The following is a 26,058-nucleotide window of genomic DNA, read 5'->3' as shown; positions in this document are numbered from 1 at the left end:
AGTGCTTCCCCTGCCTCGGTATTCAACGCCGTCGTTGCGAGCTAGCCAAACCGCCTTCTACGCCATTCGATCAGCTTGGCGCTGACTTCCTCCGGCTTCTCCTGCTGCGTCCAATGGCCGCTGTCGCGGACCAGATATTTTTCCAGATCGGGGATCAGCTTGTCCATGCCATCGGCGGAAGACGGCGGCAACACCGCGTCGTTCTCGGCCATGATCATCAGCGACGGCACGCGCACCGTATGATCGAGCCCTTCGGCGCGCATCCAGTTGCGGGACATATTGCGGTACCAGTTGATGCCGCCGGTGAAGCCCGTCCTGGTGAAATTGTCCACGAACACCTTTTTCTCTTCCGGCGACAGGATCGGCGTGCGAGGATCGTGCTTCGCATCGTAGCCCGCGATCATCTGCGGAAATGCCAGGTTCAGTCGCGGGGAGGCACCGACACCCGCGACGACTTCCTCCGCCGGAGCATCTGCCGGGCGCGCTACGGGCTTGCGCATGAAGGCATCGAAGGTCTGCTCGACGCGACTGCCAAAGATCTTGTCGGGCTCACGCGCGGGATCCTGGAACTGCACGATATACATCTTTTCGCCGAAGCGCGCGCGCAGGAGCTCGATCGGATCGGCCCAGGCGCGGTTGGTATGAGGCGTATTGATGCCGACCACGCCGGCGACCCGGTCGATGTGCCGGAGTGGCATCTGCCAGACGATAAAACCGCCCCAGTCATGGCCGACGAAGATCGCCTTGTCGATCTGAAGATGGTCGAGCAGGCCGATCAGATCGCCGGTCAGGTGCTCGATGTCGTAGTCCTCGACCGGCTCTGGCCGGTCGGTCGCGCCGTAGCCGCGCTGGTCCGGCGCGATCACGCGGATGCCGGCCTCGCTCAGCGCCTTGATCTGGTGGCGCCAGGAAAATGCGAGTTCGGGCCAGCCATGGCACAGCACCATCGGCGGCTTGTCTGTAACCGGGCCCGCCTCGTAATAGCCCATGCGGATTCCGTTCGTCTGTACGAACTTGAGCGGTGGCATTTCAATCATCGGAACATTCCTACTCAGCGGCGCCCTTGATGTCCGCCGCGGGCGAAGCATAGGCAGCCTCGAGCGCGGCGAATTCTTCCGGCAGCATGTCGCACATCACCTGCACGTGCGGAATGATGTTGGCGCCGACGATGAAGCCGAAATCGAGCTGGTCGCGATAGCTCTGCACGGTGATGTTGAGCGCCTGTCCGTGCGTCGAGATCGATACCGGGAAGATGTGCAACAGCTCCGCGCCCGCGGCGTAGAGCGTCTGCCGCGGCCCCGGCACGTTGGACACCGTAATGTTCGCAGCCGGCGGCAACACATTCGACAAGTCGGAGCGGCTGTAGAGCAGCGCCATGATCTGCACGACAATCGGCGCGCCCAGCATCGAGATATTGGAGATCTGCGGCATCAGAGCCCGCAGCGGATGCGACATCTGCTTGGACTTGGTCGATTGCGCGATAATGGCTTCCAGGCGTGCCTTGGGATCGTCGATGTTGGTTGCGATCGAGCAGATCATGCCGAACACCTGGTTGTTGGCGTCGGTGTTGCCCTCCTCGCGCAGCGAGATCGGTACGGCAGCGGTCAAGGACTTCGCCGGCAGCGTTCCATGTTGCTGCAGGTAGCGCCGGACCACCCCGGAAGCGAGCGCCAGCACGACGTCGTTGAGTTTGCCGCCGGCCTGCTTGGCCAGCGCCTTGGATCGCGACAGCGAAATCGAGACACCGGCGAAGCTGCGCTCGGACGAGATCGATTTGTTGAGCATGGTCGGCGGCGAGACCATGCTGGCGAGGCTCTCGCGCGACTTTGGATCGGATATCTTGCCGAGCACGTCCGAGACGCTCTTGACCATGGTTGGGATGTTGCCGGCAAAGCGCACCGCACTCTCGATCTGGTACATCGCATTGTCGAACAGGATCGAACCGATATCGCTCTTGCCGGTGCGTGGCAGCTGCAGATTCTTCGCGGCCGCCGATGCATCGAGCGGCTGGGTGAAAAGCTGCTGGTAGGAATCGACCAGGTTCGCTGCGATGTCGCGCGGCTCCTGCCCGGGCTTCGCTCCCGCGGTCGGCGGATCGACCTTCCGCGGGATCGGCGAGATGTCGTAGATCATGTTGGTCAGCGCCGCACCGGCGCCGCCGTCGATGGCGGCATGATGCATCTTGGAATAGAGCCCGACCTCGTTGTCCTTCATGCCCTCGAACACGTAGAACTCCCAGAGCGGGCGGGCACGGTTCAAGAGCTTGGCGTGCATCCAGCCCACGATGCGTTCGAGCGTAGCGCGGTCGCGCGGCTGCGGCAGGCTGGCGCGGAAGATGTGACGGTCAATGTCGAACTGATCGTCCTCGATCCAGGAGGGATGATCGATATCGAGCGGCGCCTTCTCCAGCCGCGCTTTGAGGATCGGCGCGATGTGCAGGCGCGAGACGATCATCGCCTTGAAATCTTCGAAGAAGTCGCCCTTGTAGTCGTCCGGCAGACGAAAGATCGCCATGCTCCCGACATGCATCGGCATTTCCGGCGTTTCCAGATAGAGAAACGACGCGTCCAGCGACGACAGCTTCTTACCGTCAGCCATAGTTCCCTCCCGAGTATTTGACGGGCGCCTTAGGCGGCGCTTCTCGTCAGGCCGATACTGCCTGTTCCGGCGGGGCATATGCAATGGCAAACGGCCCTGCCCTGTCAAATGGCCAGAACTCTCCCTCCGGTTGCGCAAGGCGGTCCGCCACGGCCCACAGCGCCGCGGGATTCACCCCAAGCCCGATATGGCTCGCCAGGTGCACCTCGATGTTCTCGGCACGGTCGGAGGGACGCAGCAGGCAGGTCCGCCAGTTCACAATCCCGTCGGCGCGCGAATAGATCGACGTCGCCGGCACCGGAAGATCGCCGGCGATCGCCACGCGCAGCTCGGCGAAATCCTCGACACGCTCGCCGGACATCATCTCGTAGAGCCGCGTCGCATTGGTCGCCCGTATGTCATTGGCAAAAGGGCTGCCGAGCGTGATGGCATTGCGGACCATGTCGGGCGCCTGGAGCGCGAGATCGCGCGCATAGACGCCGCCGAGACTCCATCCGACCAGGCTGACCTTGCGGCCGCTCGCAGCATGGATTTCGGCGAGACGGGCGCGCAACGAATCCCGCATCCGTCCGAACCCGCCGAAATTTCGGCCCATCCGCCAGGCATGTGCCTCATAGCCAAGCTCGCTGAGATAGCGCCGCATCGGCGCCATCGAGAGATCGCTGGCGAGGAAGCCAGGCAGCGCCAGCACCGGATGGCCGTCGCCTTTGGGCGCCCGCATCAGGACCGGCGACAGCAGCAGGCTGGCGTTGAGTTCGAGCAACCCACGGGCTTCGGCGAGCAGCAAAGCAAGGCCCGGCGGACGAAGCCGGCCTGAGGTCTGCGGCCCGTCCGGACCGGGCGGCATTATTTCTTCTTATCGCCGCTGCGCGTGCCGCCGAGGCCGGCCATGGTGACGAACATGTCCTGAAATCGCTCGGCAAGCTTTGGATCGAAGGTGAACCAGCTCTGGATCAGCGATTCCGGCGAGACCTTGTCGATGTTGCTCAGAACCTGCTGCTGCAGCTTGTCCATGACCGCCGTCTGCATTGGTGCCAGGTCGGGCAATCCGATGAACTGACGGGCTTCGAGGGGGGTACAGTCGATTTCGATGTTAACTTTCATGTCCCCTCCAGATGAGATTCGAGCGGCCTACTGCAGTATCGCCGCGAGGCGGTGTACAACGCAAGCGACCTGAAGCCGGTGGCGGCGCTCCGGCTTCCCCGATCGGCGGATATGGTCAATCAAAATCGGCCGCGGCCGCGCCCGTCATGCCGGTCAGCATTGCTGCACAGCGGTGCAACTTGGCGCGTTCCTTGCTGGAATGACGCTTGCACGGGTCGAGAACTCTGGGCAACATGGTTAGATCAGCCCCGCCGAACAATCAAAAATGACGGTGCGGGCGAGTGGAGAGGTCAAGAATGTCAGTCGGACGAAGTCTGTTTGCGGCGACGCTCGCCAGTATGCTTGCGTTGGCGGTCTCGCCGGCGTCGAGCCAGACGCTGCGCTACGCCAACCAGGGCGATCTCAAGTCGCTTGATCCGTATTCGCTGAACGAGTCCACCACGCACGCTCATCTCGGTCACGTCTATCAAGGCCTCACCGCGCGCGACAAGGACCTGAAGATCATCCCGGCGCTGGCTGAGAGCTGGGAGACACCGGAGCCGACCCGCTGGCGCTTCCATTTGCGCAAGGGCGTCAAATTTCATAACGGCGACCCCTTCACCGCCGACGACGTGCTGTTCTCCGCCGATCGCGTCCGCAACAAGAACTCGAACATGCAGACCCGGCTGGCGCCCAACGTCAAGGTCGTCAAGGTCGACGACTACACCGTCGATTTCGTCCTGCCCTCGCCCAATCCCATTCTGCATTCGTCGTGGGATGTCTGGTACATCATGGACAAGAAATGGGCTGAGGAGAACAAAGCGGTCGAGCCGACGCCGGTGTCCGCGACCTCTCCGAGCTATGCCTCGCTTCACGAGAACGGCACCGGTCCCTTCATCATCGAAAGCCATCAGCCCGGTGTGAAGACCGTGTTCAAGGCCAATCCCAACTACTGGGGCAAGATGGAAGGTAATCTGAAGGAGATTATCTTCACCCCGATCTCGTCCGATGCCACCCGCGTCGCCGCGCTGCTCTCGGGTGAAGTGGACGTGATCGAGCCGGTGCCGATCCAGGACATCTCCCGCGTCGATGCGAGCCCGAATGCCCAGGTGCTGAAGGCCCCTGAGTTGCGCACCATCTTCATCGGATTCGATCAGACGCGTGACGAGCTGCTCTACTCCAACATCAAGGGCAAGAACCCGTTCAAGGACGTCAAGGTCCGCGAAGCCTTCTACAAAGCGATCGACATCGAGCTGATCAAGACGCGGGTGATGCGCGGGCTGTCGACGCCCTCGGCGCTGATGATCGCTCCGGAATTGTTCGTGCTGTCTAAGGAGTTCACCCGGCCGAAGTTCGATCCAGATGGTGCCAAGAAGCTCCTGGCCGAGGCCGGGTACCCCGAAGGCTTCGAGGTCACCATGGATTGCCCGAACGATCGGTACGTCAACGACGCGGCGATCTGCCAGGCCGTCGTGGGCATGCTTGCCCGCATCGGCGTCAAGATCAATCTGCTGGCGCAGCCCAAGGCGCAATACTTCGCCAAGGTGTTGAAGCAGGGCGGCTATCAGACCTCGTTCTACATGCTGGGCTGGACGCCGAGCACGATGGACTCCCATAACGTGCTCTACGACATCATGGGCTGTCGCGACGATGCGAAATCATCGCGCGGCGAGGCCAATCTCGGCGGCTATTGCAACAAGGAATTCGACGCCATCACCGACAAGGTGCTGGTCGAAACCGACACCACAAAGCGCAACCAGCTGATCAAGCAAGCGTATGAGATCAGCATCAAGGACTGGGCTTATATTCCGCTGCACCAGCAGGCGCTGGCCTGGGGCGTATCGAAAAAGGTCAACCTGCCGCAGCGCGCCGACAATCTGGTCATGTTCCACTGGGCGACCAAGAAGGAATAGCGTCAGTTGAACACAAGGTCCCGGCAGCGTCAGGCTACCGGGACCTTTCCTTTTCGGCTGACAAAGACGTCGGCCAGACGCACACTCAAGGAAAGTGGAAGGCATGCTCGCTTTCACTCTTCGCCGGGCCGTTCAGGCCATCGGCGTCATGTTCGCCGTCGGCATCATCGCGTTCTCGATGTTCCGCTTCGCCGGCGACCCCATCAACCAGATCGTCTCGCTTGATACGCCGGCGGCCGAACGCGCCGCCGTGCGCAAGTCGCTGGGCCTCGATGATCCCGTGCCGGTGCAGTTCGTGCGCTATTTCGCCGATGCGGCGCAATTCAAGTTCGGCGTCTCCTATCAGTTCCGCCAGCCGGTCTCGACGCTGTTGATGGAGCGTATGCCGGCAACGCTGGAACTTGCGATCTGCGCGACCGTATTTGCAATGGTCTCCGGCATCCTGATGGGCGTCTATTCGGCGCTCAGGCGCGACACCCTGCTCGCCAAATTATTCCAGGCGGTTTCGCTGATTGGCATCTCGCTGCCGACTTTCCTGATCGGCATCCTTCTGATCTACCTGTTCGCAGTGACGTTGGGCTGGTTGCCCTCGTTCGGCCGGGGCGAAGTCGTCAAGCTGGGTTGGTGGACCACGGGCCTGCTCACATTGTCGGGCCTGAAGGCGCTGATCATGCCCTCGATCACGCTCGGCCTGTTCCAGATGACCCTGATCATGCGGCTGGTGCGCGCGGAGATGCTGGAAGTGCTTCGGACCGATTATATCCGCTTTGCCCGCGCCCGCGGGCTGACAACCCGTGCCATTCATTTCGGCCACGCGCTGAAGAACACGCTGATTCCCGTGATCACGGTAGCCGGCCTGCAGTTTGGCTCGGTTATTGCATTTTCGATCATCACCGAAACCGTGTTCCAATGGCCCGGCATGGGACTTCTGTTCGTACAGGCCGTGCAAAACGTCGATATCCCGATTATGGCCGCCTACTTGCTGATGGTCTCACTGATTTTCGTCACCATCAATCTGGTGGTCGACATCCTCTACACCGTCGTCGATCCGCGCCTGCGCGCGACCGTCGGCCGCGCCACATAAGGCAGCCTGTATGTCCGAAGTGGTCGCCTCTCATCCCGACAAGCCGAGCACGCTGCCGACGCATGCCGCCCGCAGCTGGTTCAGTCGCGCACTCAACAGCGACATCTTCTATTCGTTTCGCCGATCCAAGCTGACCATGGTGGCGGCAGTCATTACCGTGCTGTTCTTCCTGCTCGCGATCTTTGCCTCCGCGCTCGCGGTGCAGGACCCGTTCGATCCGGCACAGCTCCAATTGATGAATTCCCGGATCTCACCGCTCTGGACCGCCGAGGGGCAGAGCCCGTTCCTGCTCGGCACCGACGAGCAGGGCCGCGACGTGTTCTCCGCCATTCTCTACGGGCTGCGCATCTCGCTCGCCGTCGGCGTGGCCGGCGTGATCTTCGCCGGCGCGCTCGGCATCGCGCTTGGCCTGGTCGCCGGCTATTTCGGGGGCGCGGTGGACGGCGTGATCATGCGGATCGCCGACGTGCAACTCACTTTTCCCGCCATCCTGATCGCGCTGCTGGTCAACGGCATCGCCAAATCGATCCTCGGCAACCGGCTGGATGCAACCAGCATGCTGGTGGTGCTGGTGATCTCGATTGGCCTGAGTTTCTGGGTCGGGTATGCCCGCACGGTGCGCGGTTCCGTGATGGTCGAGAAGAACAAGGATTACGTGGCGGCCGCGCAATTGATCGGCCTTCCCGCACCAAAGATCATGTTCCGCCATGTGCTGCCAAACACGATGGGTCCGATCCTGGTCATCGCCACGATTAACCTTGCGCTCGCCATCATCACCGAGGCAACGCTGTCCTTCCTTGGCGTCGGCCTGCCCGACACAATGCCCTCGCTCGGCACGTTGATCCGCATCGGCAACAACTACCTGTTCGCGGGCGAATGGTGGATTGTGGCCTTCCCTGGTATCGCGCTCGCTGCCCTGATCCTGTCGATCAACCTGCTCGGCGACTGGCTGCGCGACGCGCTCAACCCGAAGCTCCGATGAACGACATTTCGATGAGCAAGACTCGGATGAGCGAGACTTGGATGAGCATGATTCGGATGAGCAAAACCTGGATGAGAGCGTCTCGCTCATGACCGACCCCATCCTCTCCGTGCGTAATCTTCAGGTCGAGTTCGCCTCCCGCCGCGGCACGCTACGCGCCATCGATGGCGTCTCCTTCGACATCGCCAAGGGCGAGGTACTCGGCGTGGTCGGCGAATCCGGCGCCGGCAAGTCCGTCACGGGCTTGGCTGTGATCGGCCTGATCGATCCGCCGGGCCGCATCGCCGGCGGCGAGATTCGCCTTGCGGGCCTGCGCATCGACAATTTGCCGGCAGAGGAGCTGCGCCGTATCCGGGGAAAACGGATCGGCATGATCTTCCAGGACCCCCTCACCTCGCTCAATCCGCTCTACCGCGTCGGCGACCAGCTTATCGAGACGATCAGAACGCATCTGAACCTGTCCGAGACCGCCGCCCGCCGCCGAGCCATCGACCTGCTCGCCGAAGTTGGAATCCCGGCTCCGGAAAAGCGCATCGACGGCTATCCGCACGAATTCTCCGGTGGCATGCGCCAGCGCGTGGTGATTGCGCTCGCGATCTGCGCCGAACCGGAGCTGATCATCGCCGACGAGCCGACCACCGCGCTCGACGTTTCCGTGCAGGCGCAGATCATCTCGCTGATCAAGCGTCTCGGCCGCGATCACGGCACTGCGGTGATGCTGGTGACCCACGACATGGGCGTGATCGCCGAGACCTCCGACCGGGTCGCGGTGATGTATGCCGGCCGCGTCGCCGAGATCGGTCCGGTGCAGGACGTGGTCAGGAACCCGCTGCACCCCTACGCCAAGGGCCTGATGGGAGCGATCCCGACGCTTGCCGGCGACGACAAGCGTCTGGTGCAGATCCCCGGCTCCATGCCGCGCCTGTCGGCGATCCCGCGCGGCTGTTCGTTCAATCCGCGCTGCGCATTCGCATTCGACCGATGCCGCGTGGAGAGGCCGGAGCCGCTGCCGCGCGGCACGCAAGCCGTCGCCTGCCATCTCTATGACGGCGTGCCGGCGGAGAGCGCGGCATGAGCGCTCCCTTCATCCAGGCCATGAATCTGCGCCGCGTCTTCGACGTCTCGAAACCCTGGCTCAACCGCATGCTCGAAGGCGGGCAGCTCGAATATCTCAAGGCCGTCGATGGCGTCACCTTCGACATCAGGAAGGGCGAGACCTTTGCACTGGTCGGCGAATCCGGCTCGGGCAAGACCACGGTGGCGCGGATGGTCGTCGGCTTGCTGCCGCCAAGCTCCGGCAACGTCTTGATCGACGGCATCTCAATGACCGATCCGCGGCAGGCCCAGGCGCGGCGGAAACTGCGCCGCCGCATCCAGATGATCTTTCAGGATCCCTATGCGAGCCTGAACCCACGCTTCCGAGTCGACGCCATCATCTCCGAGCCAATCCGCGCGTTCGACCTGATCGAGGGCGAGCGCGACATCCAGGCGCGGGTCGGAGAGCTTCTCACCCTCGTCGGCCTGCATCCCGACGACAGGTTGAAATTTCCGCACGAATTCTCGGGCGGCCAGCGTCAGCGCATCGCGATCGCGCGCGCGCTCGCCTCCGACGCGGAGTTTATCGTCTGCGACGAGCCGACCTCCGCGCTTGACGTCTCCGTGCAGGCGCAGATCCTGAACCTGATGCGCGACCTCCAGGACAAGTTCGGCTTGACCTACATGTTCATCAGCCACAACCTCGCCGTCGTCCGCCACATGGCGAGCCGCGTCGGTGTGATGTATCTCGGCCGCATCGTCGAGATCGCGGAAGCGCGCGAGCTGTTTGCCCATCCGCGCATGCCCTATACCAAGATGCTGCTTGGCGCCGTGCCTGATCTTGCCATGAGCGGCCGCCAGCGCATCCCCGTGAAGGGCGAGATCCCGAACCCGATCAACCCGCCGTCCGGGTGCGCCTTTAATCCGCGCTGCCCGCTGGCGTTCGATCTCTGCCGTAGGGAAGCACCTGAATTGATCGACGGCGTCGCCTGCCACGCGGTCAACACCGCGCCGGTACCGGCGTGACGCGCGCGTGCCATGCAGCCTGCGCATTTGGCGGCGGCCTGGCCCTGTGATCAATTGCGCGCGCCGCAAATGAGGTAGTCCATGGCCAGCATCGTCAATCCCGATCCCTTCACGACACGCCCCGAGATCGAAGGCACCTTCGGGGTCGTTGCGACCACGCACTGGATCGCGACCGCTATCGGGATGGCCATTCTGGAAAAGGGCGGCAATGCCTTTGACGCCGGCGTCGCCACCGCTTTCACGCTCCAGGTGGTCGAGCCGCATCTGAACGGCCCCGGCGGCGACGTTCCGATCATCGTGCACGACGTGAAGCGCGGCCGCACCGAGGTGATCTGCGGCCAGGGCCCGGCACCGGCCCGCGCCACCATCGCGCATTACAAGAGCGAAGGCCTCGACATGGTGCCCGGCACCGGCCTGCTCGCGGCCTGCGTCCCCGGCACCTTCGAATCCTGGATGATGCTGCTCCGTGACTACGGCACGATGCGCGTGCGCGATGTGCTGGAGCCCGCGATCTCCTATGCGCGCGACGGCTATCCGCTGGTCGAGCGCGCCTGCGCCACGATCCAGACCGTCGAGCAATTATTCCGCACGCACTGGCCGACATCGGCCGCCGTCTATCTCCCGAACGGCGAAGTGCCAAAGCCCGGCACGCTCTTCACCAACAAGACACTTGCGGCGACCTATGCGCGAATCCTGAGCGAGGCCGAAAGCGGCGGCGGCGGCCGCGATGCCGAGATCGAGCGCGCACGCAAGGCTTGGTCGCAGGGCTTCGTCGCGGAAGCCATCGACAAATTCTGCCGGACGCAGGACGTGATGGACGTCAGCGGCTCGCCGCATCGCGGTGTGCTGTCGGCCGACGACATGGCGCGCTGGCAGCCGACGGTCGAGGCTCCGCTCACCTACGATTATGGCCGCTACACGGTCTGCAAGGCCGGGGTCTGGAGCCAGGGTCCCGTGACGCTGCAGCAACTCGCGCTGCTGAAGGGCTTTGCCCTCGATGGGCTCGATCCGACCGGACCGGAGTTCATCCATCTCCAGATCGAATGCGCAAAACTCGCCTTTGCCGATCGCGAAAAATTCTACGGCGACCCCAAGTTCAGCGAAATCCCGATCGCAACGCTGCTGTCAGATGCCTATAACGACGAACGTCGTAAGTTGGTTACCGAGAAAGCTTCGCTCGATCTCCGGCCCGGCACGGTCGAGGGCCTTGGCGGCGTGGTCAAGCTGCGCCGAGCTGAGGGCCAGCGCGAGGCCGTCGGCGCGCTCGGCGCCGGCGAGCCAACCGTGGGGCGCTTCGGCGAGGTGCGCGGCGACACCGTGCATTTCGACATCATTGACAAGGTCGGCAACATGGTGTCCTCGACGCCGTCGGGAGGCTGGCTGCAATCCTCGCCTGTCATTCCCGAGCTGGGTTTCTGCCTCGGCAGCCGCGCACAAATGTTCGATTTGGAGGAGAACCAACCGAGCTCGCTCGCGCCGGGCAAACGGCCCCGCACCACGCTGTCGCCGACCATGGCACTGCGCGACGGCGAGCCTTATCTCGCCTGGGGCTCGCCCGGCGGCGACCAGCAGGACCAGTGGATCACGCAGTTTTTCCTCCGACACGTCCACTGCAATCTCAATCTCCAGGAGTCGATCGACGCGCCGGCCTGGCATTCCGAGCATTTCCCGATCTCGTTCTGGCCCCGCACCGCGCGCCCCGGCGTGCTCGTGATCGAGAACCGCGTGCCGAAGGCGACGATCGAGAACCTGCGTGAGCGCGGACATATCGTCGAGGTCGGTCCGGACTGGTCCGAAGGCCGCCTCACCGCGGCCTCGCGCGTCGGTCCGCGCCGCCGCGCCGCCGCCAATCCGCGCGGCATGCAGGGCTACGCCGCAGGACGCTAAAGGCAGCACATGACCTGGTCGATCATCGCGCGCGATTCTGCTACCGGCCAGTTTGGCATCGCCGTTGCCACGCGCTTCTTCGCCGTCGGCGCGCGTGTCCCCTACATCGCGGCGGGCCTTGGCGCCATCGCGACGCAGGCTTTCGTCAATCCTTATTACGGTATCGACGGCGTCAAGCTGCTGCGTGAGGGCCTCAACGCGCACGACGTGCTGGCCGCCCTGCTCGCGACCGACGACGGCCGCGAGAGCCGCCAGATTCACATCATGGACGCCAGCGGCGCGATTGCCGCGCATACCGGGCGCGACTGCGTGGATTGGTGCGGGCACATTGCGGGCAGCGGCTTCTCGATCGCCGGCAATATGCTCGCGGGCGCCGACGTGCTCGACGAGACCGCAAAAACCTATATCGCCAATGACAGCCTGCCCTTCCCGCGCCGCCTGCTTGCCGCGCTGCGCGCGGGCGAGGCCGCTGGCGGCGACAAGCGCGGCAAGCAGTCCGCCGCGCTCCTGATCCACGGCGAGGAGGAATGGCCGGCGCTGGACCTGCGCGCCGACGATCATCCCGATCCGCTCGGCGAGCTCGAGCGGCTCGAGCGCGTCAGCCACGAACTCTGGGTCCACTTCCGCGTTTCCATGCCAACCCGGCAGAACCCTGCCGGCAACACCGATCGCAGCGTCATCGACGCCAGCATCGCCGCAGCGCGCGCAATACGCTCATGAACCCGAGCCCCCTCATCGAGATCAGCGATCTGCGCATTCGTTTTCACGGCGACGACGGCCGCGTCACCCATGCGGTCGACAGCGTCGATCTCAGCGTCGCCAATGGCGCGACGCTCGGCCTCGTCGGCGAATCCGGCTGCGGCAAGAGCGTGACGTCGCTGGCGATCATGGGCCTGCTGCCGAAGCAGAGCGCGGAGATCTCCGGCGCGATCCGCTTCGACGGTTTCGACCTGCTTAAGACGTCGGACCAGACGCTGCGGGACCTCCGCGGCAACCGGCTCGCGATGATCTTTCAGGAGCCGATGACCTCGCTCAATCCGAGCTTCACCATCGGCGACCAGATCATCGAGACGATTTTGCGCCACCGCGGCGGTTCGCGCAGGAGTGCGCGCGAGCGGGCGATCGATCTGCTGCGTCGCGTCCACATCCCCTCGCCCGAGCGGCGGATCGACGAATATCCGCACAAGCTCTCCGGCGGCATGCGCCAGCGCGTCATGATCGCGATGGCGCTCGCCTGCGACCCGCGGCTGCTGATCGCGGACGAGCCGACCACCGCGCTCGATGTCACGCTGCAGGCGCAGATCCTGGAGCTGATGCGCGAATTGAAGGCGGCGAGCGGCGCTGCCATCATCCTGATCACCCACGATCTCGGCGTCGTCGCCGAAGTCTGCGACGAGGTCGCGGTGATGTATGCCGGCGAGATCGTCGAGCGCGCGCCGGTGGACGAGCTGTTCTCAGCGCCGCAGCATCCCTACACCGTCGGCCTGCTCGGCTCGATCCCGCGGCTTGACCATCGCGCCGACCAGCTCGCCACGATCGAGGGCATGGTCCCGAACATGATGCAGCCGCCCGCGGGATGCCGCTTCGCCGCACGCTGCCCCTTCGTGCTGGACGCCTGCACCAAGGCGCCGCCCCCGCTGCTCGAAGTCAGCCCCGGCCACCTCTCGCGCTGCCTGCGCGCCCCGCTCGAACGTCTGGTGTCGTGATGGCTCTGCTCGAGGTTCAGGGTCTGCTCAAGCATTTCGTCGCCGAGCGTTCGCTGTTCGGCCGGGCGCTGGCGCATGTCAAAGCCGTCGATGGCGTTTCCTTCTCGCTCGATGCCGGCAAGACGCTAGCGCTGGTCGGTGAATCCGGCTGCGGCAAATCCACCGTTAGCCGCCTGGTGCTGCGGCTGATTGAGCCGGATGCAGGCACGATCCGTTTCGAAGGCCGCGATCTGCTCTCGCTCGACGCCGGCGCACTGCGCGCCTTTCGCCGCGAGGCGCAGATCATCTTCCAGGACCCCTACGCCTCGCTCAATCCGCGCATGACCGTCGGCCAGATCCTGACCGAGCCGCTGGCGCTGCACAATCTGGTGCCGCCCGCCCGGCGGCGCGAACGCGTCGAGGAGATCCTGCGGCTGGTCGGGCTGGAGCCGCGGCTGGCGCGTCGTTACCCGCACGAGTTTTCCGGCGGCCAGCGCCAGCGTATCGCCATCGCCCGCGCGCTCGCGGTCGAGCCGAAACTGATCATCTGCGATGAGCCGGTCTCGGCGCTCGACGTCTCGATCCGCTCGCAGATCCTCAATCTGCTGCGCGAGCTGCAGGACCGGCTCGGGCTGGCCTACATTTTCGTCTCGCACGACCTCGCGGTGGTCAAGCACATCGCCGACCACGTGGCGGTGATGAATCTCGGCCAGATCGTCGAGACGGCGGCGGCGGACGCGCTGTTTGCCGCACCGCGTCATCCCTACAGCCGGGCTCTATTGTCCGCGATTCCCGTGCCTAAACCGCGGGCAAAGCGCAGCCGCATTGTGCTGCAGGGCGAAATCCCCAGCGCGCTCAATCCGCCGCCGGGATGCCGCTTCCACACCCGCTGCCCCTACGTGGTCGACCGTTGCCGCAACGAAATGCCTCAGCTCGTGAAGGATGGCATCGGACATGCAACGGCATGCCACCGAACGTCGGAACTGCCGTCGTCCGAGGCGATCGTCCCAACGGACGGCGGCTTCTCCCCGGTTCTCGAAAAATTGGTCGCTGCCTTCAGCGGCGGCCCGGAAGCAGTCCGCGGCAGCGGGGTTAGTTCATTGGGGACGAACCCGGCATAGCCGTAAAACAGAGGTTGAGAGCGATGAGTCCTATGCGTTTGGCACTCCTGGCGTCGGCATTGCTGACGTCGCTCGTAGGCGCGGCCCAAGCCCAGACCACACTTCGCATCGGCATCGCCGAGGATCCTGACATCCTCGATCCCAGCATCGGCCGCACCTATGTCGGCCGCATCGTGTTCTCCGCCTTCTGCGACAAGCTGTTCGACATCGACGAGAAGCTCAACATCGTGCCGCAGCTCGCGCTGTCGCATGAGACCTCGCCCGACGGCAAGGAGATGACTATCAAGCTCCGGCCCAACGTGAAATTCCACGACGGCGAGCCGCTCGACGCGGAAGCCGCAAAGTTCTCGATCGAGCGTCACATGACGCTGCCGACCTCGTTCCGCAAGTCCGAGCTCGCCAGCGTCGACCATGTCGAAATCGTAGACCCTCTGACCATCAAGCTGGTGCTTAAGACACCTTACTCCCCGCTGATCGCCCAGCTGACCGACCGCTCCGGCATGATGGTGTCGCCGAAGGCTGCCAAGGAGGCCGGCGACAAGTTCGGCCTGCATCCGGTCTGCGCCGGTCCCTACAAGTTCGTCGAGCGCGTGCAGCAGGACCGCATGGTCTTCGAAAAATTCGCCGACTATTGGAACAAGGACAACATCCATATCGACCGGGTGGTCTTCCTGCCGATCGTTGACGCCACGGTGCGCCTTGCCAACCTGAAGTCCGGCGGACTCGATCTGATCGAGCGCGTGCTCGCCACCGACATCAAGGACGTGCGTGCGGATTCGCGGCTCGTGCTGTCGACGGCACCGGAGCTCGGCTATTACGGCCTGACCGTCAATATCGGCAACGACAAAGCAAAGGGGCCGCTCAGCCAGTCGGCGAAAGTACGCCAAGCGCTCGATCTGTCGATCGATCGCGAAGCTCTCAACCAAGTTGTCTTTAACGGCGAGTTCACCCCAGGCAATCAATGGGTCAGCCCGACACATCCCTATTACCAGAAGGCGTTCCCGGTCCACGGCCGCGACGTCGCGAAGGCCAAGGCGCTGCTGAAGGAAGCGGGCATCACCTCGCCGGTGACCGTCGACTACATGATCCCCAAGGGCGCGGAGAACGAAGCGGTTGCCCAGGTGATCCAGTCGATGGCGGCGGAAGCGGGCTTCGACATCAAGATCCGCGCGGTCGAATTCGCGACCACCTTCAAGCAGGCCCAGGCCGGCGAGTTCCAGATCTTCCAGATCAACTGGAGCGGCCGCATCGATCCCGACGGCAACTCCTACATCTTCATGCGCAGCAAGGCACCGCAGAACGATGGCGTCTATTCGAACCCGGAAGCCGACAAGCTGATGGAAGACGGCCGGCTGACCGCCAAATTCGATGAGCGCAAGGCGATCTACGAAAAGCTGACCGGGATCGTGCTCAACGATTTGCCGATCATCTACATCTACCACCGCACGCTTCTGATTGCGCATACGACTAAACTCCAGGGCTATAAGCAGATGCCAGATGGCCTCGTGCGCGTGGTCGGGCTGAAGTTCAAGTGAGCGTGGCCTCGCCTGACACGCGGCCGGCGCCATGCTGAACTTCCTCGCCCGCCGCATCGCGCAGATCGTGCCGACACTGTTCTTCGTGTCGGTGCTGATCTTCTCGCTCCAGCAATTGTTGCCAGGTGATCCAGCGCTGGTGATGGCCGGTGAGGAGCGCGATCCCGCCGTGATCGAGCAGATCCGCCAGCAATACCGGCTCGATCAGCCGATCCCCGTGCAGTACGTTTATTGGCTCAAGGGCGTTCTATCAGGCAATTTCGGTGAATCGCTGCGCAACAAGATGCCGGTGCGCGAGCTGATCGCGCAGAAGCTGCCGGTGACGCTCCAGCTCGGCTCGATGGCAATGTTGATCGCGCTCTTGATCGGCATTCCCGCCGGCATCGTCTCCGCCGTGAAAAGGGGCACCGTCTGGGATTATGGTGCCAATTTGTTCGCGCTGTGGGGCATCTCGACGCCGAATTTCTGGCTCGGCATCATGCTGATCTTCCTGTTCTCGATCGAACTCGGCTGGCTGCCGGCGTCCGGCTACGTGCCGTTGACTGAGAACTGGCGCGCGAGCCTCGCCGCCACCATCATGCCGGCCTTCGTGCTCGGCAACGCAATTTCCGCGGTCCTAATGCGGCACACCCGGAGCGCCATGCTGCAGGTGCTGGAAAGCGACTATGTCCGCACCGCGCGCGCCAAGGGATTGTCCGAACGCTCGGTCATCCTCAAGCACGCCATGCGCAACGCACTCACGCCAATCATTACGCTCGGCGCGCTCGAGCTCGGCACGCTCTTGTCGGGCGCGGTTCTGACTGAGCAGATCTTCTCCATTCCGGGCTTCGGCAAACTGATCGTGGACGCCGTGTTCAACCGCGACTACGCGGTGGTACAGGGCGTCGTGCTGGTGACGGCGACGGTCTACATCACACTGAACCTGGTTGCCGATGTCGCCTACATCCTCGTCAATCCGCGGCTACGGGGCTAGACTCATGACTGATGCCGCCCTGCCCGCTGCTCCCATCGCGCAAGCTGACGAGCTGGACAGCCCGGCGCGTCGCGCCCGGCGGCGCCTGTTCAAACGCAAGGCCGCAGTGTTCGGACTTGTCATGATCAGTTTGTTCGTCGGCTTCGCGGCTCTCGCGCCGCTCGTCGTTCCCTACGATCCCATCGCGACGAGCTGGAGCCTGGTTCGCAAGCCGCCCACGGCGGCGCACTGGTTCGGCACCGACGAGCTCGGTCGCGACATCCTGAGCCGCGTCGTCTACGGCGCCCGCGCCTCGCTGCTCGCCGGCCTCACCTCGGTGGCGATCGCTCTGGGCGTCGGCGTTCCGCTCGGCCTGCTTGCCGGCTATCGCGGCGGCTTCGTCGATGCACTGATCAGCCGGATGACTGACGCGATGCTGGCCTGCCCATTCCTGATCCTGGCGATCGCACTCGCCGCATTCCTCGGTCCGAGCCTTGGCAACGCCATGATCGCGATCGGCATCTCGGCAACCCCGATTTTCATCCGCCTGACCCGCGGCCAGGTGCTGGTTGTCAAGGCTGAGGACTTTGTCGAGGCGGCGCGCGCGCTCGGCAATCCGCCGTGGCGGATCGCGTTCTCGCACATCCTGCCGAACATCCTGCCGGCACTGCTAGTGCAGGCGACGCTGTCGATTGCGGCCGCCATTATCGCCGAAGCCGCGCTGTCCTTCCTTGGCCTCGGCCAGCAGCCGCCGGCGCCATCCTGGGGCAGCATGCTCAACGCAGCGCAGCGCTTCCTGACCCAGGCGCCGTGGATGGCGATCTGGCCGGGGCTTGCGATCTTCCTCGTGGTGCTGTCGCTGAACCTGCTCGGCGACGGCCTGCGCGACGCGCTCGATCCACGCCAGCGCTAGATCACGACCTCGCGCATCACGCGGCGGCAATCCATCTCGTATTCGAGATCGACCACCGGCGGCCGGGCATAGTGCCAGGTCAGGCCGGACCGCAACGCCCCGCGGCGGACGAGTTCGTCGACCAGCGCGTGGTGGAAGTTGTGCACGGAATAGGCCTGCACGCCGGTCGTGTCCTTCCAGCCGAAGCCGAAGGCCGTCATCCTGTTCTCCATCTGGGACGTCGTCGTGAAGCGCACCTTCTCGCGAAGGCCTTCCGGGCTGAGGTCGCGGTAGCGCACGGTGCGCTCGACATAGGTCCCGCCGCCCTCGCGCGCCTCGGCGCCGCCGGAAATCACGAAGCTCGGCGTCTTCGAGCTTGTCGGCCGCGTGAAGGAGAACGCGTAGAACGACGGCTCGGCCGGTGGATCGATCTCTGGACAGACATTGCTGCGCGCCACCGGATTTGTGGTGCCGTCGAAGATGCCCCATTCGGACAACGTCTTCACATAGTGCAGGTTGAACGCGCGAAAACCTTCTTCGCTGAAGGCCGCGGGCGAGCGCAGTTCGCAAGCGCAGAAGGCCGTCAGCGGCCGCCCCGCCTCCTGGATATGCTTCGCGGCAAGCGCAAAGCCTTCTGCGAGCGGCACCAGCCGGTCGAAGCGGACGCGCTCGATCTCATAGCCATCGTCTGCGGCCGCACCGGCCGAATACTGGAATACGGACGGAATGAAACGGTAGTTGCCGGCGGAGAATTCACCAACCATGTCGGACTCCTATTCCAGTTGCATGCGAATGCCCTTGTCGCCGTTAAGCAGGCGCTTCAGGTGAAAGCCGGCCAGGGAATCGCCGGCATGCATGCCGACCAGCGCCGCGAAGGCAGGCATGGCGGCGGCATCACCGGCTTCCATCTTGGCAAAAGCTTCGGAATACAGCGCCGTTTCCGGCGCAGCGAATTGGGCCGGCGTCAGCGGCTCGAACGCGCGCAACGCTTCGCTGCGTCCGCGCAGCATCAGCTCCCCGACGGGACGACCTCGAAAATTCTCAGCCGCCTCGGCGATGCCGGCACTGACGCAAATCCGCGTGCCCAGATGCTTGTTCGCGGCTTCCAGTCGCGCCGCGATGTTGATGGAGTCGCCATACGCGGTGTAGTCGAAAAACCGGCTGCCGCCGAAATTTCCGACCAGTGCCGGCCCGGCGTGAATGCCGATGCGGGTGGTGCCGAAATTCACCCCTCTCGGCTTCCAGCGCGCGGAAAAATCCTCCGCCCAGGCGTCGAGCTCGTGCGCGCAGGCAACCGCACGCGTCGCATAATCGGGCTGATCTCCGGGCGCATTGAAGAGCACCTGGATTGCATCGCCGATGATCTTGGCAACCGTCCCCTCATGCGTGAAGACGATTTCGGTCATGCCGCCGACATATTCGTTGAGAAGCGCGCCCAGCGTCTCCGGCGGCGCACTCTCGACCAGCGAGGTGAAGCCCGTTATATCCGTGAAGATGGTCGCGATATCGCGCCACTGCACTTCGATTCCCTCGCTCTCACCGCCGGCCGCCAGACGCTTGGCGAGCTCGGGCGAGAAATGACGCGAGAGCGCGGCGTGAGCGCGCTCGGCTTCCGTCTGGCGGCGCCGCACCTCCCGCAGCATCTCGATATGGCGGATGGTCTTCTCGATCGTCATCTCCAGGTCGGCGAAATCGATCGGTTTGGTCAGAAAGTCGAACGCGCCGCGGTTCATCGCAGTGCGAATGTTGCTCATATCGCCATAGGCCGACAAGATGATGGTGGACTTCTTGTCGTCCGCTTCCTGGAGCTTCGCCAGCAGCGACAACCCATCCATCCTTGGCATGTTGATGTCGGAGACCACCATGTCGACATGCGGATTCTGCTCGAGCGATTGCAACGCCTCGACGCCGTCTCGCGCGAACATGATGGTCACCGACCCATCGCGAATCTGCTTGCGGAATTTTTGCAGGACCAACGCCTCGAGATCCGGCTCGTCGTCGACGAAGAGGATGGTCGCGGTCATGCGGCTTTCTCGAGCCTTGTGTCGATTTCCTGCCGCAGCAGCGCGAAATCGATCGGCTTGGTGAGGAGTGCGACCGCGCCGCGCTCGATCGCCTTCCGGCGCGTCTCGGCGTCGCCATAGGCGGTGATCATGATGACGGGAACGTCCGGATGCGCAAGACGCACCTTCGGCAGCATGTCGAGCCCGCTCATGCCGGGCATGTTGATGTCGGACAAAATCAGGATCAACGAGGGATCGCGCACCTCGGCGGCGAGCTTCAGCGCATCGGGTGCCGACGACGCGAATTCCATCTGGAAGCGGCCGGCGCGCAAATCGCGCCGAAACTGCTGCCGGAACAGCGCCTCGACGTCGGGCTCGTCATCGACGACCAGGATGTAAACGTTCAAGTCTTGCCTCCGGAAGTGCCGTCCGCCGCCATTACGCGCGGCAGGGTGATGATGAATTCGGTGAATACGCCTGGTGCGGTGTTCACGTCGATCGTGCCGCCGTGCTGTTTCACCACGATGTCATGGCTCATGGAAAGGCCGAGCCCGGTGCCCTCGCCAGCCGGCTTGGTGGTGAAGAAGGGATTGAACATCTTCTCCTTCACCTCGGACGGGATCCCGGTGCCGTTGTCGCGAATGCGGATTTCGACCCTGTCGCCGAGCGTTCTGGTTGCTGCGCGCAGGGTGGGCTCGAAGGCGTCTGCGGCGCTCTCCTTGCGCTGGGCAGTGGCGTAGAAGCCATTCGAGATCAGATTGAGGACGACTCGCGTAATTTCCTGCGGATAGATATCGACCATGCCTGCGGCGGGGTCGAAGCCGCGCTCTATCGTGACGTTGAAGCCAGGCTTCTCGGCTCGCGCGCCGTGATAGGCGAGGTTGAGGCTTTCCTCGACGATGGCATTGATGTCCGCCGGACGGCGCTCTCCGGAGCCCTCGCGCGAATGCAGGAGCATGTTCCTGACGATGGAATCGGCGCGCTTGCCGTGCTGCACCACCTTTTCGAGGTTGCTCCTGAGCATGCCAGTCAGCTCGTCGACCTCCGCCTTCGTCTTGCCGTCGAGCGAGGCCGCCTGCAGCGCCTCGTTGAGCTCGTCGATCAACTCGGTCGACACCGCCGAGAAATTGTTGACGAAATTGAGTGGGTTCTTGATCTCGTGCGCGATTCCCGCCGTGAGCTGGCCGAGCGACGCGAGCTTCTCGGTCTGGACCAGGCGGTCCTGCGCGGTGCGAAGATCGTCGAGGGATTGCGACAGCTCCGTCGTGCGCTTGCGCAATTCGTTCAGCAGTCGCGTATTCTCGATGGCGATGACGGCTTGCTTCGTGAAGTTCTCAACCAACGCGATTTGCTTGTCGGTGAACGGCCGGACCTCCTTGCGATAAACCGCGACGGTTCCGATCAGCTCGCTTTCCCTCATCATGGGCACGATTACGATCGTACGGGCGCCGGCGACGTCTGAGATTCCACGAATGGTCGGACCTCCGGCAAGATAGGCCGGAGTTTGTTGCACATCGTGAACGTGGACGACTTGACGTGTTCTGACGACCACGGCAAGCGCGCTCTCCGGATGGGGACGGATCGCCATATCTTTCCGCGAAGCCGCGAACGCAGGCGGCACATTGTAGTCCGCAGCAATTGTGAAATTCTCTCCATCCCACAAATTCATGACGCCGAAACTCGCGCCACAGACTCGTGTGGCATTCTCGAGCATCTTGTGGAACACCGGTGCGAGTTCGCCCGGAGACGAACTGATGACCTGCAACACTTCCGACGTCGCCGTCTGCTGCTCGAGCGACTCGGTCAACTCGGCGGTTCTCACCTCGACCTTCTTCTCCAGGTCCGCATAGGATTCCTGCAGGCGCTCGCCCATGTCATTGAACTGGTCCGCGAGCCCCTCCAGTTCGTCTCCGGTTCGGATCGAGATGCGCTGGGAGAAATCGCCACTGCCGATGCGCTCGGCACCGCTGCGCAGCGCCTGGATCGGCCCGACCATGCGGCGCGCGAGGAATATCCCGGCAAGCACCGCGAAGATCGACGCCGCGAGCAGCACGAATGCAAGCCGTTCCAACGCGGCATAGAGCGTCGCATAGGCCTCCTCGACCGGGAGCTCGACGAACATGGTCCAGTGCAGCGGCGCGATCGGGGCCGACGCGGTCAGCACCGTCTGTCCCTGGAGATTGCGCGCTTCGGAAAGCGGGTCGAACGCGGCGCTGCCTCCGGCAAGCGCGGCGCGCACCTGGGTGAGACCAGACATGTCGGTGTTGCGCAGGACCAGGCTGATATCGGGGTGCGCGATCAGGCGTCCCTCCGGACCCACCACGTAGGCGTGTCCGTGCTCGCCGACCTTGATCTGGGAGACGACGTCCCAGATCAGCTTGAGATTGACCTCCGCGATACTGACGCCGGCATCCTTGCGCGACCCAGCCTGCGCCAGAGTCATATACGGCTCGGACTCCCTGCGGAAATAGACCGGACCGTAATAGACCTTGTGCGCGACCGCCTCGGTAAACTTCGGATCCTCCGACAGGTCGATCCCGCTGTCGGTCGCGTCCATGGCAAGCCGCGAGACCCGGAGCCGCTCCTTGCCGGTCGCATCGACCTGCGCGAGCTCGGTGACCGCAGGGACTTGGCGCAGCAGCCGCAGCGCATCGAAGCGGCGCTGCTCGAGCGAGCCCGCCGACCAGGGCAGCTGCGTGGTCCAGCCGAGCTGGCTCTCGATCTCCTTGACGAACTGACCGATCTTGGCAGCGGCCGCCTCGGCTTGTTCATGCTGAACCCGGATCAGCGCGGCCTTGTGCTCGCGATAATAGAAGAGGACCTCGAACAGGCCGTTGGCCAGCAGCGCGATCGCGACGACGGCCACGAACAACGCGACATATTTGGTGAACAGCCGCGTCCTGATCCCCTGCCCCGGCATCGTACCGGACGCGACGCCATCCCGCGCGGCGCTCGGCAGCGTCCGTGCTTGCGGGGTGTCGGGATGGAGGGGAAGGCTCATCCCGCTGAACCTAGCAAGAAGACCGGACCTTGTCTCTCGCGAGCGCGGGAAAGCCTGATGGCAGCCGGGCCCCGAGGCAAATAGAAAAGGGCGGCAGCGGATTGGCCGCTGCCGCCCTCGGGTTCGCTTTATCGGTGGCCTCAGGTCGGCCGCAGCGCCTTGGCGTTGAGGTCGAGGTCGTTGACCTGCTTGTTCCGCTCGGAATCGGCCGCCGCGCGATGGTCGGTCGCCAGCACCACGTAGACCGCCGGCAACACGAACAGCGTGAACAACGTGCCGATCGACATGCCGGCCACGACCACCAGACCGATCGAGAAGCGGCTGGCGGCCCCTGCGCCGGTCGCGGTCAGGAGCGGGATCAGGCCCGTCACCATCGCGGCCGTGGTCATGAGGATCGGCCGCAGACGAATACGGGCCGACATTTCGATGGCGGAGCGGCGATCGAGCCGCTCGTTGATCTGGAGCTCGTTGGCGAACTCCACCATCAGGATGCCGTGCTTGGTGATCAGGCCCACCAAGGTCAGCAGGCCGACCTGGGTGTAGATGTTCATGGTCGCCACGCCGAAGAACAGCGGGATCAGTGCGCCAACGATCGCCATTGGCACCGAGATCATGATGACCAGCGGATCGCGCAAGCTCTCGAACTGCGCCGCCAGCACCAGGAAGATGATGATCAGCGCGAAGCCGAAGGTGATCGCGAGCTGGTTGCCTTCCTGCACATACTGTCTGCTGTCAGCCAGATAAGCATGGCTGAAGCCTTGCGGCAGGTTTTTGGCCTCGCTCTCGAGGAAGTCGACCGCCGCACCGACGGTCACGCCGGGCATCGGCACGGCCGAGAAGGTCGCTGAATTGAGCTGATTGTAATGTGTCAGCGAATTCGGCTCGGTCTTGGTCTCGATCGACACAACCGTCGAGAGCGGAAGCTGCTGGCCGGTATTGGTGGTCACGTAGTAGCCGGCGAGCGATTCCGGCGAGAGCCGCTGGCCGCGCGGCACCTGCGGGATAACTTGATAGGAACGGCCCTCGAGGTTGAAGCGGTTGATGTAGTTGCCGCCGAGCAGCACCGCGAGCGTGCTGCCGAGGTTCTGCATGTTGACGCCGAGATCCTGCGCCTTGGTGCGGTTGATCGTCACCTTCACGTTCGGCTGGTTGTAGGCAAGATCACTGTCGGAGACGATGAACATTCCGCTCTTGCGGGCGGCGGCCTTCAGCTTCTCCATCTGTTCGTAGACAGTCTGGAAGCTGGCGGTGGAGTTGATCACCATCTGCACCGGGAGACCGCCCGGACCGCCCGGCAGCGGCGGCAGGTTGAAAGCGAACGCCTGCACGCCCTCGATCTTGGAAAGCTCGGCCTGCACCAGCGACTTCAGCTGGATCGACGAGCGCTTGCGCTCCTCCCAGGGCTTGAGCAGCATGCCGGCGATACCGCCCTGCGGGCCGTTGATGCCGTTCAGCACGAAGCGCAGATCGGTCTCGGGGAATTTCTGGAATTCCTTGTCGAGCTTCTCGCCGTAAAAATCGACATAGTCGATATTGGCGTATTTCGGCGCCTTGGTCACCGCGAATACGATACCCTGGTCTTCCTCAGGCGCCAGCTCCTTCGACGTGTGCATGTAAAGGAAGCCGACGAGCCCGAGGATGGTCACCGCAAACAGGCCGGTGATGGCCTTGTAGTCGAGCGAGCGGTCGAGCCTGCGCCCGTACCACCGCGTCAGCGCGCCAAACACCTTGTTGACGAACTTGGCGAAGCGCCCCTCTTCCGTGTTCTTCAGCAGCACCGAGCACATCATCGGCGAGAGCGTCAGCGCGATCACGCCGGACACGATCACCGAGCCCGCAAGTGTGAAGGCGAATTCGCGGAACAGCGAGCCGGTCAGACCGCCGAGGAAACCGATCGGAGCGTACACGGCTGCGAGCGTGATGGTCATCGAGACGACGGGACCCACGATTTCGCGCGCGCCTTCCAGCGACGCCTGGACCGGCGTTTTCCCTTCCTCCAGATGACGATGGATGTTTTCCACCACGACGATGGCGTCGTCGACCACGAGGCCGATCGCCAGCACCATCGCGAGCAGGGTCAACAGGTTGAAGCTGAAGCCCAGCGCCAGCATCAGCGTGCAGACGCCGATCATCGACAACGGGATGGTGACAACGGGAATGATGACCGAACGGAACGACGCCAGGAACAGGAAGATCACCACGATCACGATGATCACGGCTTCACCCAGTGTCTTCTCGACCTCGTCGATCGAGGATTGGATGAACTTGGTCGAATCGTAGGCGACCTTCATCTTCATCGACGGTGGCAGATTGCGCTCCAGCTCGGGGAATAGCGCCCGCACGCCCTTGACCAGCGTCAGCGGGTTGCCCTGCGGCGTTGCCTGCACACCGATGAAGATGGCGTGCTCGCCGTTGAAGGCGACGCTCGCGTCCGTGCTTTGGGCCGCAAGTTCGACGGTGGCGATGTCCTCCATCCGCACGAAGCCGCCGTCCTTGGCCTTGACGATCATCTTCTTGAACTGGTTGACGTCGGTCAGGCCCGTATTCGTCGATACGTTCGAGACGATGAGATAACCCTTGGTCTGCCCCGCCGCTGACTGGAAGTTGTTGGCGGTGATCGCGGTCGCGACATCCGCAGGCGACACGTTGCGGCCGGCCATCTTGAGAGGATCAAGCCACAGCCGCATCGCAAAGGTCTGGCCGCCGAGAATGTCGGCGGAGGCGACGCCGTCGACGGTCGACAGCACCGGTTGCACAACGCGCGTCAGGTAGTCGGAGATCGCCGAGCCCGACAGCTCTTCGGACGAGAATCCGAGATACATCACGGCCGTGGTCTGGCCCGTGGTCTTGGTGACGATGGGATCGTTGGATTCCTTCGGAATCAGGTATTTGACCGAGTTCGTCTTGGCCAGAACTTCGGTCAGCGCCTGGTTCGGATCGAAGTTCAGCTTGATGTAGACCTGGATCGTCGAGGTGCCGAGCACCGAGGACGAGGTGATGTAATCGACACCTTCGGCGGAGGCGACCGCCTGCTCGATCGGCGTGGTGATGAAGCCCTGGATCAGGTCCGCGGACGCGCCCGGATAGACGGTCGTGATGTTGATGACCGTGTTCGACAGCTTCGGATATTGCCGGATCGGCAGCGTCGTCGCCGCGCGCAGGCCGATCAGCAGGATCAGCAGGCTGACGACGACCGACAGGACCGGGCGTTTGATGAAAATATCAGTAAAGCGCATCGCGGCGATCTCGATTTCTTTGACT

At 63.6% G+C, this 26,058-nt stretch carries 21 protein-coding genes; 12 read left to right on the top strand and 9 right to left on the bottom strand.

What is annotated here, in order from left to right:
- Positions 1-41: 41 nt before the first annotated feature.
- The 4 genes from ACIPUD_RS16130 to ACIPUD_RS16115 are packed head-to-tail and all read right to left on the bottom strand — an operon-like array spanning position 42 to position 3,702.
- Positions 42-1,037 (bottom strand): alpha/beta fold hydrolase, encoded by a 996-nt coding sequence (locus ACIPUD_RS16130; protein WP_085385882.1) that lies wholly within the window; start codon positions 1,035-1,037, stop codon positions 42-44.
- A 10-nt stretch (positions 1,038-1,047) separates the two neighbouring features.
- Positions 1,048-2,598, bottom strand: a complete 1,551-nt coding sequence (locus ACIPUD_RS16125) for a WS/DGAT/MGAT family O-acyltransferase (protein WP_446481136.1) — start codon at positions 2,596-2,598, stop codon at positions 1,048-1,050.
- A 46-nt stretch (positions 2,599-2,644) separates the two neighbouring features.
- Positions 2,645-3,445, bottom strand: a complete 801-nt coding sequence (locus ACIPUD_RS16120) for an esterase/lipase family protein (protein WP_018457034.1) — start codon at positions 3,443-3,445, stop codon at positions 2,645-2,647.
- Positions 3,445-3,702, bottom strand: a complete 258-nt coding sequence (locus ACIPUD_RS16115) for a DUF6489 family protein (protein WP_007593837.1) — start codon at positions 3,700-3,702, stop codon at positions 3,445-3,447. Before ACIPUD_RS16115 ends, ACIPUD_RS16120 begins: the two co-directional genes overlap by 1 nt.
- Positions 3,703-3,998: 296 nt before the next feature.
- Between ACIPUD_RS16115 and ACIPUD_RS16110 the strand changes: the two genes are divergently transcribed.
- From ACIPUD_RS16110 to ACIPUD_RS16055, 12 genes are all read left to right on the top strand, one after another.
- The gene (locus ACIPUD_RS16110; protein ID WP_085352150.1) at positions 3,999-5,594 is read left to right on the top strand and encodes an ABC transporter substrate-binding protein; all 1,596 of its coding nucleotides are present in this window, start codon (positions 3,999-4,001) and stop codon (positions 5,592-5,594) included.
- Between the two features lie 103 nt (positions 5,595-5,697).
- Positions 5,698-6,678: an ABC transporter permease gene (locus ACIPUD_RS16105; protein ID WP_007607877.1), complete on the top strand. Its 981-nt coding sequence runs from the start codon at positions 5,698-5,700 to the stop codon at positions 6,676-6,678.
- Positions 6,679-6,688: 10 nt separating this feature from the next.
- Positions 6,689-7,660, top strand: a complete 972-nt coding sequence (locus ACIPUD_RS16100; protein ID WP_018457036.1) for an ABC transporter permease — start codon at positions 6,689-6,691, stop codon at positions 7,658-7,660.
- An 88-nt stretch (positions 7,661-7,748) separates the two neighbouring features.
- Positions 7,749-8,735 (top strand): ABC transporter ATP-binding protein, encoded by a 987-nt coding sequence (locus ACIPUD_RS16095; protein WP_085352225.1) that lies wholly within the window; start codon positions 7,749-7,751, stop codon positions 8,733-8,735.
- On the top strand, positions 8,732-9,721 hold the full coding sequence (locus tag ACIPUD_RS16090; protein ID WP_446481135.1) for an ABC transporter ATP-binding protein: 990 nt from the start codon (positions 8,732-8,734) through the stop codon (positions 9,719-9,721). Before ACIPUD_RS16095 ends, ACIPUD_RS16090 begins: the two co-directional genes overlap by 4 nt.
- An 81-nt stretch (positions 9,722-9,802) precedes the next feature.
- On the top strand, positions 9,803-11,608 hold the full coding sequence (locus tag ACIPUD_RS16085; RefSeq protein ID WP_085352149.1) for a gamma-glutamyltransferase family protein: 1,806 nt from the start codon (positions 9,803-9,805) through the stop codon (positions 11,606-11,608).
- Positions 11,609-11,617: 9 nt separating this feature from the next.
- On the top strand, positions 11,618-12,328 hold the full coding sequence (locus ACIPUD_RS16080) for a DUF1028 domain-containing protein (RefSeq protein ID WP_085362288.1): 711 nt from the start codon (positions 11,618-11,620) through the stop codon (positions 12,326-12,328).
- Entirely contained in the window at positions 12,325-13,314 is a 990-nt protein-coding gene (locus tag ACIPUD_RS16075) for an ABC transporter ATP-binding protein (RefSeq protein ID WP_085362287.1), read from the top strand. Before ACIPUD_RS16080 ends, ACIPUD_RS16075 begins: the two co-directional genes overlap by 4 nt.
- Positions 13,314-14,414 carry an ABC transporter ATP-binding protein gene (locus ACIPUD_RS16070; RefSeq protein ID WP_446481134.1) on the top strand — a complete coding sequence of 367 codons (1,101 nt, stop codon included), beginning with the start codon at positions 13,314-13,316 and terminating at the stop codon, positions 14,412-14,414. Before ACIPUD_RS16075 ends, ACIPUD_RS16070 begins: the two co-directional genes overlap by 1 nt.
- A 23-nt stretch (positions 14,415-14,437) precedes the next feature.
- Entirely contained in the window at positions 14,438-15,949 is a 1,512-nt protein-coding gene (locus tag ACIPUD_RS16065; protein WP_026233287.1) for an ABC transporter substrate-binding protein, read from the top strand.
- A gap of 31 nt (positions 15,950-15,980) precedes the next feature.
- Complete coding sequence (locus ACIPUD_RS16060) at positions 15,981-16,922, top strand: ABC transporter permease (RefSeq protein ID WP_018457044.1); 942 nt, start codon at positions 15,981-15,983, stop codon at positions 16,920-16,922.
- 4 nt (positions 16,923-16,926) lie between these two features.
- Complete coding sequence (locus ACIPUD_RS16055; protein ID WP_247363486.1) at positions 16,927-17,814, top strand: ABC transporter permease; 888 nt, start codon at positions 16,927-16,929, stop codon at positions 17,812-17,814.
- Here ACIPUD_RS16055 and cnbZ read toward each other — a convergent pair.
- The 5 genes from cnbZ to ACIPUD_RS16030 form a co-directional block, all read right to left on the bottom strand.
- Positions 17,811-18,557, bottom strand: a complete 747-nt coding sequence (gene cnbZ / locus ACIPUD_RS16050; protein ID WP_247363487.1) for a 2-amino-5-chloromuconate deaminase CnbZ — start codon at positions 18,555-18,557, stop codon at positions 17,811-17,813. The two genes, ACIPUD_RS16055 and cnbZ, sit on opposite strands and share 4 nt — an antisense overlap.
- Positions 18,558-18,566: 9 nt before the next feature.
- Positions 18,567-19,817 carry an adenylate/guanylate cyclase domain-containing protein gene (locus tag ACIPUD_RS16045; RefSeq protein WP_446481133.1) on the bottom strand — a complete coding sequence of 417 codons (1,251 nt, stop codon included), beginning with the start codon at positions 19,815-19,817 and terminating at the stop codon, positions 18,567-18,569.
- On the bottom strand, positions 19,814-20,203 hold the full coding sequence (locus ACIPUD_RS16040) for a response regulator (protein ID WP_018457048.1): 390 nt from the start codon (positions 20,201-20,203) through the stop codon (positions 19,814-19,816). Before ACIPUD_RS16040 ends, ACIPUD_RS16045 begins: the two co-directional genes overlap by 4 nt.
- Positions 20,200-22,797 (bottom strand): ATP-binding protein, encoded by a 2,598-nt coding sequence (locus ACIPUD_RS16035; protein WP_317244774.1) that lies wholly within the window; start codon positions 22,795-22,797, stop codon positions 20,200-20,202. Before ACIPUD_RS16035 ends, ACIPUD_RS16040 begins: the two co-directional genes overlap by 4 nt.
- 140 nt (positions 22,798-22,937) lie before the next feature.
- Positions 22,938-26,033: a MexW/MexI family multidrug efflux RND transporter permease subunit gene (locus ACIPUD_RS16030; RefSeq protein ID WP_026233289.1), complete on the bottom strand. Its 3,096-nt coding sequence runs from the start codon at positions 26,031-26,033 to the stop codon at positions 22,938-22,940.
- Positions 26,034-26,058: the final 25 nt, after the last annotated feature.

It is taken from the genome of Bradyrhizobium sp. CAR08 (assembly GCF_052871955.1).
This window is presented reverse-complemented; position numbering and strand designations above follow the sequence as displayed.

Coding starts and splice junctions, on each gene's coding strand:
- ACIPUD_RS16045 (WP_446481133.1), bottom strand. CDS start 19,817: ATGACCGCGACCATCCTCTTCGTCGACGACGAGCCGGATCTCGAGGCG.
- ACIPUD_RS16125 (WP_446481136.1), bottom strand. CDS start 2,598: ATGGCTGACGGTAAGAAGCTGTCGTCGCTGGACGCGTCGTTTCTCTAT.
- ACIPUD_RS16070 (WP_446481134.1), top strand. CDS start 13,314: ATGGCTCTGCTCGAGGTTCAGGGTCTGCTCAAGCATTTCGTCGCCGAG.
- ACIPUD_RS16090 (WP_446481135.1), top strand. CDS start 8,732: ATGAGCGCTCCCTTCATCCAGGCCATGAATCTGCGCCGCGTCTTCGAC.
- ACIPUD_RS16105 (WP_007607877.1), top strand. CDS start 5,698: ATGCTCGCTTTCACTCTTCGCCGGGCCGTTCAGGCCATCGGCGTCATG.
- ACIPUD_RS16085 (WP_085352149.1), top strand. CDS start 9,803: ATGGCCAGCATCGTCAATCCCGATCCCTTCACGACACGCCCCGAGATC.
- ACIPUD_RS16130 (WP_085385882.1), bottom strand. CDS start 1,037: ATGATTGAAATGCCACCGCTCAAGTTCGTACAGACGAACGGAATCCGC.
- ACIPUD_RS16100 (WP_018457036.1), top strand. CDS start 6,689: ATGTCCGAAGTGGTCGCCTCTCATCCCGACAAGCCGAGCACGCTGCCG.
- ACIPUD_RS16110 (WP_085352150.1), top strand. CDS start 3,999: ATGTCAGTCGGACGAAGTCTGTTTGCGGCGACGCTCGCCAGTATGCTT.
- ACIPUD_RS16035 (WP_317244774.1), bottom strand. CDS start 22,797: ATGAGCCTTCCCCTCCATCCCGACACCCCGCAAGCACGGACGCTGCCG.
- ACIPUD_RS16115 (WP_007593837.1), bottom strand. CDS start 3,702: ATGAAAGTTAACATCGAAATCGACTGTACCCCCCTCGAAGCCCGTCAG.
- ACIPUD_RS16055 (WP_247363486.1), top strand. CDS start 16,927: ATGACTGATGCCGCCCTGCCCGCTGCTCCCATCGCGCAAGCTGACGAG.
- ACIPUD_RS16080 (WP_085362288.1), top strand. CDS start 11,618: ATGACCTGGTCGATCATCGCGCGCGATTCTGCTACCGGCCAGTTTGGC.
- ACIPUD_RS16075 (WP_085362287.1), top strand. CDS start 12,325: ATGAACCCGAGCCCCCTCATCGAGATCAGCGATCTGCGCATTCGTTTT.
- cnbZ (WP_247363487.1), bottom strand. CDS start 18,557: ATGGTTGGTGAATTCTCCGCCGGCAACTACCGTTTCATTCCGTCCGTA.
- ACIPUD_RS16120 (WP_018457034.1), bottom strand. CDS start 3,445: ATGCCGCCCGGTCCGGACGGGCCGCAGACCTCAGGCCGGCTTCGTCCG.
- ACIPUD_RS16030 (WP_026233289.1), bottom strand. CDS start 26,033: ATGCGCTTTACTGATATTTTCATCAAACGCCCGGTCCTGTCGGTCGTC.
- ACIPUD_RS16060 (WP_018457044.1), top strand. CDS start 15,981: ATGCTGAACTTCCTCGCCCGCCGCATCGCGCAGATCGTGCCGACACTG.
- ACIPUD_RS16095 (WP_085352225.1), top strand. CDS start 7,749: ATGACCGACCCCATCCTCTCCGTGCGTAATCTTCAGGTCGAGTTCGCC.
- ACIPUD_RS16065 (WP_026233287.1), top strand. CDS start 14,438: ATGAGTCCTATGCGTTTGGCACTCCTGGCGTCGGCATTGCTGACGTCG.